10 protein-coding genes are annotated in these 12,913 nt (G+C 47.2%); 9 read left to right on the top strand and 1 reads right to left on the bottom strand.

From position 1 onward, the window contains the following. Positions 1–97 precede the first annotated feature (97 nt). From VLA77_03125 to VLA77_03165, 9 genes are all read left to right on the top strand, one after another. Positions 98–7,849 carry a PA14 domain-containing protein gene (locus VLA77_03125; protein ID HSE29550.1) on the top strand — a complete coding sequence of 2,584 codons (7,752 nt, stop codon included), beginning with the start codon at positions 98–100 and terminating at the stop codon, positions 7,847–7,849. A 99-nt stretch (positions 7,850–7,948) separates the two neighbouring features. Next, complete coding sequence (locus tag VLA77_03130; GenBank protein HSE29551.1) at positions 7,949–8,239, top strand: hypothetical protein; 291 nt, start codon at positions 7,949–7,951, stop codon at positions 8,237–8,239. A gap of 105 nt (positions 8,240–8,344) precedes the next feature. Then, positions 8,345–8,611, top strand: coding sequence for a hypothetical protein (locus VLA77_03135; protein ID HSE29552.1), 267 nt, complete (start codon positions 8,345–8,347; stop codon positions 8,609–8,611). A gap of 342 nt (positions 8,612–8,953) precedes the next feature. Continuing rightward, positions 8,954–9,241, top strand: a complete 288-nt coding sequence (locus VLA77_03140; GenBank protein ID HSE29553.1) for a hypothetical protein — start codon at positions 8,954–8,956, stop codon at positions 9,239–9,241. Positions 9,242–9,380: 139 nt separating this feature from the next. After that, positions 9,381–9,779 carry an Hsp20/alpha crystallin family protein gene (locus VLA77_03145; GenBank protein ID HSE29554.1) on the top strand — a complete coding sequence of 133 codons (399 nt, stop codon included), beginning with the start codon at positions 9,381–9,383 and terminating at the stop codon, positions 9,777–9,779. A 16-nt stretch (positions 9,780–9,795) separates the two neighbouring features. Continuing rightward, entirely contained in the window at positions 9,796–10,479 is a 684-nt protein-coding gene (locus tag VLA77_03150; GenBank protein HSE29555.1) for a phosphoribosyltransferase family protein, read from the top strand. Next, positions 10,476–11,369, top strand: a complete 894-nt coding sequence (gene prs / locus VLA77_03155; protein HSE29556.1) for a ribose-phosphate diphosphokinase — start codon at positions 10,476–10,478, stop codon at positions 11,367–11,369. Before VLA77_03150 ends, prs begins: the two co-directional genes overlap by 4 nt. After that, positions 11,366–11,626, top strand: a complete 261-nt coding sequence (locus tag VLA77_03160; GenBank protein ID HSE29557.1) for a hypothetical protein — start codon at positions 11,366–11,368, stop codon at positions 11,624–11,626. Before prs ends, VLA77_03160 begins: the two co-directional genes overlap by 4 nt. 40 nt (positions 11,627–11,666) lie before the next feature. Then, on the top strand, positions 11,667–12,260 hold the full coding sequence (locus tag VLA77_03165) for an ATP-dependent Clp protease proteolytic subunit (GenBank protein ID HSE29558.1): 594 nt from the start codon (positions 11,667–11,669) through the stop codon (positions 12,258–12,260). 38 nt (positions 12,261–12,298) lie between these two features. Here the strand turns inward: VLA77_03165 and VLA77_03170 are convergent, their stop codons facing one another. Further along, the gene (locus tag VLA77_03170) at positions 12,299–12,811 is read right to left on the bottom strand and encodes a hypothetical protein (GenBank protein HSE29559.1); all 513 of its coding nucleotides are present in this window, start codon (positions 12,809–12,811) and stop codon (positions 12,299–12,301) included. Between the last annotated feature and the right edge of the window lie 102 nt (positions 12,812–12,913).

Raw genomic sequence — 12,913 nt, forward strand, 5'->3', positions numbered from 1 at the left:
TAAATGTTGTTTTTTATTAATTAAGTATTGTCATGTAGGGCAAAACAAACTAAAATTGCGCTAATTACTTTTCACAATGGAGGGGTCTGGGGTATTTATGCGTGAAGAAAAAATTAAACTAAGTAAGTTAAAATCTTATTTTTATAAAGCGTCGTTTTTTTGTATGGCGCTAATGTCGGTTTTATCGCTTGTGCCGACAGATGCGATAAAAGCAATCGCTCCTCCACATACAAACATCGAAGGTAGCGCTGAACCTATTGACGCCTCAAACATAGCCCCAATAAAAGAGACCGATAAAACTGAGGTCCCTGCGGCTGATTACGGTAAAGTTCCATTTGCCGACGGAATGGGTGCGCAAAACGCGCCCGAGCAAAATAAGAAAGATCGCAAAGAGCTGTTTGAGGACGAAACAAAACGTACAGCTTTTTCGAACGAATATGTAAATAGCGACGGAACTCGCACGATAAAAAGCTCGCCGGTTGATGCAATTAACTACAAAGAGGGTGATACTTGGCGCAAAATCGAGCATGTTGTAAACGATGATGAGGCGTACGTCCCAAGTAAAAACCTTGATGATTCCTCTTTTTGGGATTTTTTGCCCTGGACAAATAAGTCTAAAGCCGTAGACGCACAGGCGGGTCGAACAAAAGCTAAGCTAAGGCCGTTTGCCGAAGGTATTAGTTACGAAATGGGCGGTAAAACTTTTACACTTGAGCCGGTTGATGCGCGCAATGTTAAACCTAGAATTTCTACTGTTGCCGACGGGCGTGTCACGCTTATAACCTATGTGGATGCCTGGCCGGGCGTGGATGTTCTATATGAGTTGCACGGTGAATCGGTGAAAGAGTCAATAATTATTAAAAACGCAAATGCGCGTACAGATTATGAGTTTAAGGTATCAGGCGCGACGCTTTTCGAGCATCCAACTATAAAAGGCGCTTTGGCGATTGAGGGGCTAGATCCAGAATTTTACATGATCTCTCCGCTTAGTGTGAATGTAAACAAGCAAGGTTTAACTACCGAGCAAGTTGCGGCGCAAACAACAGATGGTTCAAAAATTAAGGTTACCCTTGACCAAAAGTGGTTTTCAAGTCAGCCACAACAAAGTTTTCCAATAGTTATAGACCCCACTGTTTCTGTTAACTCTGCCGAGTATGGCTTTTATTCCTATAAATCCGATGGCTATTCTTGCACGGATGTACAATGCGGTGGTCCGAATGTTGGAGCGCTGTATGACAGTAGTTGGAAGAATTGGCGCAGCCTAGTTAGGTTGCCATTTGAGCAGCTACGCGGAAAGCAATTGTTGTTTGCCGAGCTTGGAATGGACATGGCCCAGAGACCATATTGGACAGGCACAACCGACGCCAAGACCATTTATACAACTTACGCTCAGTGTATCGGCTACCAATGCGCAAGTAACATTTGGCACAGTAGCGCGAGCATGGCTACAGGTGTTTGGATGAACATTACAAACACTATTCAAGGGATGATCGATGCTAATCAATGGGGTGGTTGGTTGATATTGTGGGGCGAAGAAGGCAACTCGACTTCTTACAAACAGCTAGAATATAGCACAATGGAGATTCGGCTCACCTATACAACCCCAGCACCTATAGCTCGGCCGGTTGAACCTTCAAATCAACAGGTAGTTGTAACAACCCAGCCAAACTTAAAAGTTGGCACAGTAGCCGATGCCGAGGGTGAGCAAGTTGAGTATAACTTTAAGCTTGCAACTGGGGCTGACGCTGAATCTGGCACGGTTGCTGCTTCGGGTTGGTCGCCGTCTAATTTATGGACGGTTCCCGACGGTGTTTTACAAGATGGCGTGACGTATTATTGGCATACTTACACTAAAGATGGGAACGTACAGACAAATCCGGATTGGGTTAGCTCGTTTAAAGTGGATATGAGAACCGGCAAAGACAGCACACAGGCTTACGATACGGTTGGTCCACTTAGTGTAGATATCGCTACCGGTAATTTAACTACTTCTAACGCTAGTCATTCTGTAAGTGCTTTAGGGGGATCGCTTGGCGTAGGAATGTCATACAACTCGCCAATGCAATCTCGCCAAGGTTTGTACGGCGAATATTGGAACAACACAAACTTTAGTGGCAACCCTGTTTTGGGGCGTGTTGACCCTGAGGTTGATTTTAAATGGGGTAACGGTTCGCCGGCTACAGGCGCGGTTAATGCAGATAACTTTGCTGTTCGTTGGACTGGCTATTTTGTAGCGCCAAGCACGGGTGACTTTTACATTGGGGCAGATGTCGATGATTCTTATAACATTTATTTAAATAACCAACTTCATCATAGCCGCAGTGGCGCCGGTAGCGAATTTGGCGCAACGCCAGTTAGCTTAACAGAAGGCCAGATCATACCGATTAAGGTAGAAATGGTCGAAAATTACGGCTTAGCGGTTATGAGTTTGCGAATGAAAAAGGCCGGCGGTGAACCGCAAATTATTCCTAGCTCAATGTTGCAGACCGGCGTTAGACAAGTGGGTGCGCCGCATGGCTTGATTGGGCGTTACTACTATGATTCTGGTAACCATAACTTTCCAACTAATCCAAACGAAGCGTTTTTGGTTCGAAACGACAGTTTAATATCTTTTAACTGGGGTTCTGGTTCTCCAGTTCCTAGCGGTCCAGCCAACGATTTCTTAGTTAGATGGACGGGTTATGTGACAGTTCCGGAAACAGGTGTATACCAATTTGGTTCAAGGGCTGACGATGGTGTTAGGATAAAACTTGGAATTGGGTCGGGAGGATCCGATCAGACAGTTCATGATAAGTGGATTGACTCGAGTGCAGTTGATAGTTGGGGTGGCGATGTTAGCTTGACTGCCGGACAGGTAATTCCGATAACAGTCGAGTATTACGAATACGGCGGCGATGCTGTTATGGAGCTAAAAGTTCGTCGCGCTGCAGGTGTAGGTGAACAAACTTTGCCATCAACATGGTTAATTCCTAGTACTATGGCTTTGCCAGCCGGCTGGAGCTTAAGCGTAGATCCTGATGGCGGTTTAAGCTACGACCGAATGAAATTGGTTGGCAACAACGTGGTTTTGTACGACTCAACAGGTAGCACTCATGAATACACGTGGACGGGCAGTGGCTACAAACCGCCACTTAACGAAGACGGGTACTTAGTTCGCAATCAAGACGGCACTTACACAATGCAAGATGTAGATGGCCGAACTTACGTGTTTAACGCAGACGGAACTTTAAAAGAAACAGTCACGCCAACAGATGACCGCAAACCTGCGGCCCTTAAGTACGAATACACCGGAACGCCTTCGCGTTTAACAAAAATCATCGATGGAGTGACGAACGATAGGTTTACCAGCCTACATTACAGCGGCGATAGTGAGTGTAGTGGCGCACCGAGCGGATTCGACGCGCAAGCTCCTGCGGGCATGCTTTGTGCTGTAAAAACCAGCGACAATGCGGTTACAAAAATCTGGTATAAACAAAATAGGTTGGCCAGAATCGTACGCCCGGGCGGCGAGACGACTGACTACGGTTACGACACATTTGGCCGAATTGTATCTGTCCGTGACCCGCTAGCAAGTGATGCTTTGGCGGCCGGCGTCCGAAGTGACAACGACGAGCTTTTAACTCAGGTAGCTTACGATTCAATTGGTCGCGTTAGTGCGCTTACTCAGCCAGCGGCCACAGCCGGAGCGAACCGATTGCAAAAAACTTACGATTACGGCTCTTCGGCAAACGCAATTTGGTATGACCCAACAATTGTTACTGGCGAGACTCCAGCTGGCAATCCGGCATTAGTCAATTTTGGGCCAGGTAAGCTGGCAATGTTTGCGCGCTTTGGCGCCGACGAACTTAAGTATCGTTTTTACGAAAACGGTGCCTGGGGTGATTGGCTTTCGCTCGGAACGTGTATGCGTAGCGATCCTGCGGCAGCAAGTTGGACAGCAAACAGAATAGATGTGTTTATTAGGGGTTGTGACGACCAGCTCTACACTCGCGTTTACATCGATGGCACCTGGAACGGCTTTGTAGCCTTGGGTAGTAACCAAATATCCTCGTCGCCATCTGCTACAACTTGGGGCAATGCACGTATTGATGTTGTGGCACGCGCGACCGACAACCGACTAATGCACCGAAACCTTTCAGCTACCGGCTGGTCAAACTTTAGCTACCTCGATGGCTGTTTGTCGGATGCGCCAAGCGTTTCTACCTGGGGCTACGATCGCCTGAATGTTTTTGCTAATGGCTGCGACAATCCGTCTACGGTCTATACCCGCAATTACTCTGCTGGCTGGCAAAACTTTCAGCAGACAACCGACCAAAAAATAACTTCGGCACCACAATCTGTTAGCGCTTTAGATAAAAAAATTCATATGGCAGCTAAAGGCCCGGCCAACGAGCTACGGTACTTAAACGGTTATGAATACAACGCAAACGATCTCAAGTGGTCGTGGCAAACGCTGCAGCCATGTATGCAAGGATCGCCTGCAATAACAATGGACGGCACAACGGTAGCTATAGTTTATAAAGGCTGTGACGGCAAAATGTACCAAACGCGCCGCGCCCAACAGGGAACAACCAAAGTACACGTAACCGGTGATTCTGAACCAAACGGCTACAACACTAAGGTTCAATACGACAACCTGTTTAGAACAATCAAAAACTACGACAAAACTGGCAATGTAACCGTTAGTGAATGGGACTCAGTTAAAGATTTACTACTAAGCACTACTGGCGCAACTGGCCAAAAATCTACCACAATTTACGACGTCGATGACCGCGCAACCGATAGCTACGGCGCAGCTCCCAAAGAATGGTTTGGTAGCGATCGCAAACCACTAGCGGCAAACGTAAACCAGGTGCCACATGTAGAAACAAAATTCGACGAAGGTATTTGGGGCCCGCAAGTCACCTGGTACAACTTTAAGCAAGGTAATCCAAGCACAACCGGTAGTTTTGTCGGCGCACCAAAACTGCATACAACAGGTTTTGGTGACGCAGCCGGTAGCCACGTTTGGGCAAAAAACATGGCAACTGCACCGATCACCGCAGACGCAGGTATGGATGGAATTGGCTTTTCGGCCACAGGTAAGCTACGCGTTACACAAACCGGCACGTACACAATTACCAGCAATCACGACGACGCCGCTCGCGTTTGGGTAGATGACAAATTAGTTTTCGACCGTTGGAGTAGGCGAACCGAAACTCAAGATCAAGTTTCGGGCCAAGTGTCCCTGCAAGCTGGCAAAGTTTACCGTTTACGCTACGACTACGCTAACATTGGCGCAGCTGGTTACATGGACTTGCAGCTAAACGGCCCAGGCCGCAGTGCCCCATTAAACCACTGGACCAACTACTTAGCACCAGGCTACAACCTAGCCACAACCAACAAAGTTTACGACGCAACATTAGGCGATATCGAGACTAAAACCAACTACGGCAGCGAACCACAATATGGTTTAGTACAAAGCGCAACGCTAGACCCAACCGGATTAAACTACTCTAGCGGTAGCACATTCGAAGCCCCAGGCACCGGCTTTTTGCGTCAAACCAGCAAAACCCTGCCAGGCGGAGGCACAACCACCTACACCTACAACAGCGCAACCGAAACCGCCGACAACCCTTGCACCGGCCCAACCGAAGCCATACATCAAGCTGGGTTTATAAAACAAAAAATCGAAGCCGATCCAGATGGCGCCGGCACCCAAACCGCACGAACGCAAAGCACAGTTTATGATGCGGCTGGGCGAGCGGTGGCAGTCCGGTTTAACAACGATCCGTGGACATGTACTACTTTCGATACCCGCGGCAGAGTAACCCAAGCCACTATTCCAACGATAAACGGACGTGCTGGTAGAACCACCACAACAACCTATAGCTACACGGGCAATCCATTTAAAACACAAACCGTTGATTCTGTCGCCGGCACCACTGAATCCGAAATTGACCTTCTTGGCCGAGCTGTTTCTAGCATCGACGTATTTGGTAACGTTTCTACCTTGGCTTACGACAACCTTGGCCGAGTAACCACTAAAACCTCACCAATAGGAACCGAAGGCTTTAGCTACGATACTTACGGTCGCCCTACTGAATATCTTCTCAATAGTGTTAAATATGCGACGACAACCTACGACCAGTACTCCCGAGTTCAAGACATAACCTACGACCAAGCCAAAGACGCCTCCAATAACAAACTAAAACTAGAACAGCTCAAACGCGACTCCCTCGACCGCAACACCGGTGCGGTCTTCAGATTCAGCAACGGCCTTGCCTTCGACGAATCTGTAACTCGTTCACAATCTGGCCTAGTAACGTCGTATTCTGACACCTTCGACGCCAAAACCGCTGGTGCAGCCTACACCTACGACAAAGCCGGCCGCCTACTCGAAGCCACAGTAGATACAACAAAATACACCTACGGTTACGCGGCCCCAAGTTCTAGCGTTTGCAACCAAGCTAGTGCTAACCTAAACGCCAACAAAAATAGCAACCGCACCACCTACACCGTAACCAACACTCAGACCAGCCAAGTAGTTCAATCCCAATCCTACTGCTACGACCAATCCGACCGCCTAATCTCCACCTCCGACTCACAAATTGGCACCCCAACCTACGACGACCACGGCAACACTGTCTCCCTCGCCGGCAACAGCAATCCAATTACCTTCACGTACGACGCTAGCGACCAAAACACTGCCATCGGGCAAGGCCAGAACAAGGTAGAATACCTAAAAACTGCTGTCGGCTCAGTTCTCCGCAAAAAAGAATACGAAAATAATGTTCTTGTACGTTCCTACCGCAACCTCTCCGGTGGTTCCGTAATGCAGAGCTGTTCCCTAACCAACGACTCCGACTGCCAAACCACCGACACATACCTAAGTCTCCCCGGCGGCCTAACCCTAACCCTCTCACCAACCAACCCAGACACAAACAAACAAATCGTATATAGCATAAAGAACTTCCACGGAGACAGTGCAATCACTGCTAGTTCAACTGGACTTCCAACATCTTCCGTCTTCCTCTACGAACCCTTCGGCCAAGCTACTTCTTCTACAACATTCAGTACTAACTCCAATCCTCAAAACAGCTCTAACCAAACACTAGGTTGGGCTGCAAGCCCAACCAGAAAACAAGAATCCTTGTTCTCTATACCAATAGTACAAATGGGAGCTAGAGTATACCTACCTACACTAGGACGCTTCCTCCAAGTAGACCCAATCGAAGGAGGAACAGCCAATTCGTATGTGTATGCGGGGGATCCGGTGAATGCGGATGACTATAGTGGGATGGCGATACCGCAGAAGGGTAATGCTAAGTGGTTAAATAATTATCCCCACTATCCTCTTGTCTACCAGCAACCTATTATCTATCCGTTAATTAACGTCAGACCAAAACCTGCCATGCCGCAAGATGCCGGTGGACTAGTCGCTGGCGCAATATCCTTGTCTGGCGATGTTTCTAGCGGATTTAAACGCCAATCTTCCGTATATGGCCAACAATTACAACGGGGCTCGAGTATAGCAGGTCGGAATTTACGGTCCGTTAGTCAGCTGGCTAAAAACCCCGCTATTCGTGCGGTTGGAAAATACGCAGGACCGATAGGGGCTAGTGTAGAGTTTGCCGGAAACTACTTCGCTGGTGACAGTCTAGGGCGCAATGTATTAAAGACTGGCGGGGGAGTGGCCTTAGGGGGAGCGGGTGTATTCGTTGGAGGTGTGGCTTGCGGGACTGTATCCTTAGGTACTGGCGGAATTGCTGCGGTTACATGCCCTGTTCTGGTGGGTGGATTAGGGGCTGCTGGTTCAGTGGCTGGAAATAAGTTTGGAGAGGGTCTTGCTGATGTGTTTGGATGGTAACCTTAAATGTTACAATATATTGGTATGAATATAGAAAGCACCCTATACCCATTGGCTTTACTCGTCTTATCATTTTTTTCGATATGGGCCTTGTTAAGTATGAAATCTCTCTATACTGATCCAAAGCGACTTCCAATAACACCTCCGGCATGGTGGCCATACAGTAAAAAGGGATGGCGAAACTGGGCTAGGGCGGCACCTACTTTTGTGGCGTATGCGGTTCCAGGTATAATCGGAGGAACAATTGCCGAGTATGGGGACCTCTCCAACCCAATAGTTCGAGTGCTATTTTTATTGTGCGGATTTTTGATGTTTTTCGGGCTTATAATTGGCCTTATTGTTGCTTTCATCGGTCGTCCGAAATGGCTCATACCTAAACATTTGAGGTAAAATTATCGTACTCGTAATCGTAAGGGTTACTCAATCTTCAAACCTGGTAATAGAGCACGCAGATTATACAATTAACTTCGAAGGAAGCACAGAGGTAAATTGGTCATGGTAAAAAATAAGAAAGCTCTAACAATAACTTTAATAACAATTGCAGCACTTAGTCTAACCGCTTACATTGCTGTAAAAATCTTAGAATACGAGAACCAAAAGAATACCTATGCTCAGGAAGCTATGGAATATGGAGCTAAAGTACTTGTTGATGAATGCTTGAAAGAAGGCAAATCTAACGAAGCATGCCAAAACCTAGAAATAAGTCGGAGCGAAACTGAATGCATGGGACAGACATGTTGGATAGTTTATGGCATTGAATAGAATAGGAGGCTACGACGCTAGTATTATCGTAAGCAAAGTCTACGAAAAATATAAGTCCTATAACTACTTACGTAACACAGGAGTACAGTAAGGCCTTTAGCAAGCAAGTCGGTGCTAATTAGCTCAATTGCTGACTGATGTGTTTCAAATACATCAAGAATATAGTGGCAATCGTCCTATGCACCACCCAAAACCGCTAGCCCCACCGGACTTCCAACATCTTCCGTCTTCCTCTACGAACCCTTCGGCCAAGTTGCGGTAGGAACGGAGGAGGGTGGTGACACCTATACAATCACACCAACTTGTGTTATATTTCGCAAAATAGTTAAGTAAAGGACCTCTATGAAGAGCCCGTGGATTGCTGGAATTTTAAACTTTATTCTCCCTGGAGTGGGCTATCTGTATCTTGGAATAAGAAAGCCATTTGCAATACTTTTATTGGCAGGCGGGGCAGTAGTCTTCTTGTCGGGCCTCGACCCCGTTATAGGTGAATGCCTTACAGCTCTCAGTTTTACCCCGCTTTATGTCTTAGGTGGTATTTTGATGGCAAGCGCATTTGCTGTGGATGCTGTCCTTGAGACCAAGAGACTTAACTCGCTTAAATCGAAAAACGATTCAAAAGAAAAATAAGTGTAGAGTGTTTTTGAGCGGCGAAAAAGTTGCATGCCAAACGCCACCAGTGCTTTAATTAAATTAGTAAACTTTGTTGGCTTACAAAGCATTATGCTGTAACCAAAGTTACTAGTTAATTAAGTAATAAGGAGAAAGCATGCAACTCTTTAGGCATAATTTGCGAGATTTAGATAAGACTTGGGCTAATGATTGGGGCTTTCAGATTAGCGAAAGCAACGCTATGGATGTTTATGAAGAGAACGGCAATTTAATTGCAGAAGTTAGCTTGCCTAATTTTAGCAAAAACGAGATTAACGTTACGACCGACGAAGGTGTTTTAGAGGTTTCGGCTGAGCACAAAGAGCACGAGGAACAAAAAGATAAGCGACGCTATTATCTTCGCGAAAGCAGTAATCAGTATTTTAGGCGCGTTGCGCTACCTGGCGGCGCAAAAGTCGAAAAGGCAGAGGCTGAATTTAAGAACGGGACGCTAAAGGTAATTGTCCCGATGACCGGTGACGGCAAGACCAAAGCAAAAGCGATTAAGGTCAAATAAGGTTTAAGGGGGGCTTGTGGATCAACTCGGCCTGGATAATGGTCAGTTTGCAGATCGGCGCGATGCTGGTAAGAAGCTAGGTAAAGCGCTCGCTCGTTTTAAAGGCCCTGACACGGTGGTGCTTGCATTGCCTCGCGGCGGAGTTGTAATTGGTGTTGAGGTAGCTAAAGAACTGCAGGCGCCTTTGGGGCTAGTGCTCGTGCGAAAGATAGGGCATCCGACCTTTTCTGAGTACGCAATTGGGGCCGTGGCCGAAGGGCAAGAGCCGATTTACAATCAAAGCGAGATAGGATCACTAGATAAAGCGTGGCTAAAACAAGCTGAAACCGCAGCCAAAAGCTTGATAGCAAAGCGCCGCAGTCTTTATTTTGGCGGTAAGGTACCTGAGCCAGATATCCGGGGTAAGATCGTGGTTATTGTAGACGACGGAGTTGCGACAGGTTTAACAATGGAAGCCGCTATCAAATCGGTTGTTAGGGCCGGGCCTAACAACGTAGTCATTGCGGTTCCAGTAGCTGCGGCCGAAAGTGTGTCTATGCTCAAACAACTAGCCAACGAGGTGATAATTTTAGATAATCCTAACAATTTTTTGGGTGCGGTCGGCAGTCATTATCTTGATTTTCCGCAGGTTGATGACAGTGAGGTGCAATCTTTATTGATGGAGGCCTACGGCTACATTCACCCAGAGGCAAAGCTATGAAAATTTTTGCAACCACAGAGTTTCATGAAAGATTCTTAAAGCCACTCTCTCGGGTGGATCCCAAAATAGAAATCGGCGAAGCAAAGGCAGAGCGCTACAAAAATGGTGAGCTGCATGTTTTGATAGCTTCAAACGTGTCCGATGAAAACTGTATTATCGTTGGATCGGCTGCCCCGCCCGACGAACAGCTAATTAGGCTATGCATGTTTGCTAACGCCCTAAAAAATAGCGGCGCTAAAACAGTGTGCGCGTTTTTGCCCTACCTTGGCTACGGTCGGCAAGACAAACCTAAGCCCAACGAAGCTCATGGGGTAGAGCTAATAGGCGCGATGCTCAAATTGGCTGGTATAGATAAAATCGTCACTTTCGATGTTCACAGCAAACTCGACGAATCTCTAATTGGCCTACCTTTAGTCTCGCTTTCATCTGCCCAGATTTTTGTTGACGAGATTAAAGAGTTCGGTTGGGATGAATTTGTGGTAGTGGCGCCAGACGAGGGTGCGATCGAACGGGCTAAATCGTTTGCTGGCTTGATGAGCGCGCCAGTAGTTCATTTTGTAAAAAAGCGTTTTGACGGAGTCTCGCAGCTGGAACTCGTTGGAAATGCTTTGCCAAGAGCAGTTATAGTTGACGACATAATCGACACGGGTAGCACCTTGGTGTCTGCTTGCGATGCGCTGAGAGCAAAGGGTGTTAGCGAAATACTAGTAGTTGCCACGCACGGATTATTTAGCAGCAAAATATGGGAGCAGGCTTTTGTCACTGGCGTGGTCAAAATTGTTACGAGCGACAGTACGCCTCAAGCTGTTGCTCAAAGGCATGAACAGGTCAAAATTACGTCTTTAGCTCCTGTGGTAAGCGGCGTAATTAAAGAGGTAGGTAGACTATGATCGTACGAATTCCCGCCAATGGTTTAGAGGTGGAGGGTGAGTTGATTATCCCAAAAAACGCAAACGGCCTGGTAATTTTTGCGCACGGCAGCGGCAGTAGCAGGCACAGCCCGCGTAATATGCTTGTAGCTCAAGAGTTGCGTCAAAACAATCTGGGGACTCTTTTGGTGGACTTACTCTCGGTGGATGAAGATAGTGACTATCAAAATCGATTTAATATTGCGCTTTTAGCTGAACGACGAACAGTCTGTAGCTAGCACTCTTGACCCTCGACTGCCAACTTTGTATAGTTAAAGCATGAACTCTCAAAGCTACCTCGTTCCAACAGTAATAGAGCAAACTCACATGGGTGAGCGCGCTTACGACATTTATAGCCGCCTTCTTAAAGAGCGCATCATCTTTTTAGGTGACGAAGTTAACGAGCATACAGCCAATCTGGTTATTGCCCAGCTACTACATCTAGCTTACGAGGACCCTAAAAAGGACATTTACCTATACATCAACAGCCCAGGTGGATCGGTTAGTGACGGCCTAGGGATTTACGACACTATGCAGTTTATTAAACCCGATGTTCAGACCATTGGCATTGGAATGCAAGCAAGTATGGGTGCGTTTTTATTGAGCAGCGGCACAAAAGGTAAGCGATTTATGCTACCGCATGCGCGTGCCATGATTCACCAGCCTCGAGGTGGAACACAAGGTGTTATGACAGACATGGAAATCAGTTTACGTGAAGGTTTACGAACTAAAGAGTTGCTCGCGACTATTATTGCTAAAAACACGGGTCAAAAACTTGCAAAAGTTAAAGATGACATGGAACGTGATCTGTGGATGACCGCAACAGAGGCTGTTAAGTACGGATTAGTTGACGGGATTTTAGATAAGGCCTAGGCGCTTGGGGCACAGCGATCTCTCGCCATGCCCCGTCATCAGCGCAGGAGGGTGGTGTCGTCAGGTACGACGAACGGTTGTGGGTTTAGCAGAATGATTCTGCCGACAGTCAGGGTGTTGCGGCTGAGCTCACCCTTGAGTTGGTCGTCCAGCTGGAATAGCTTGGTTAAGCGTTCAGCCTCTGTGCCGTGAGTGGATGAAGCTTGTCGGTGGCCGGAGTTGAATATTCTCCACGACGTATTCATTTGTTCACGCCACAGTTGTTGAATTCTGTGGACTCTGGGTCCGTCGAACACTGGCTGGTCTTCCAGATCCCTTACTTCTAGCAGCGCATCTTTATATGTTTTACTTTGCGCTACGGTCAGAACGCGGAAGTAGGCCGACCTAACCCTGTGAACTTTCGGCCAGCTCAGTCTTGCGTCGGCTACGTCAAGGTCGGCTAGGATTCGGGCCAGCTCCAGGATCGAGTTGCGCATCGCGGCTCGATAGTATGGAAAATCAGCCAAAGCCGGCATTCCATTCCAGGCCGCTAGTAATTGCTTGCTTCTCACGCTAATCACCTCCTAAATGCGTGATGTGACGACATATTACCACAAAATACCCAAAAACCCTTGACATTACCTGTGGATTTATTCACAATACATGATAAGAAG

It is taken from the genome of Candidatus Saccharimonadales bacterium, from assembly GCA_035457485.1.
Lineage (GTDB): Bacteria > Patescibacteriota > Saccharimonadia > Saccharimonadales > EFPC-124 > DATIBO01.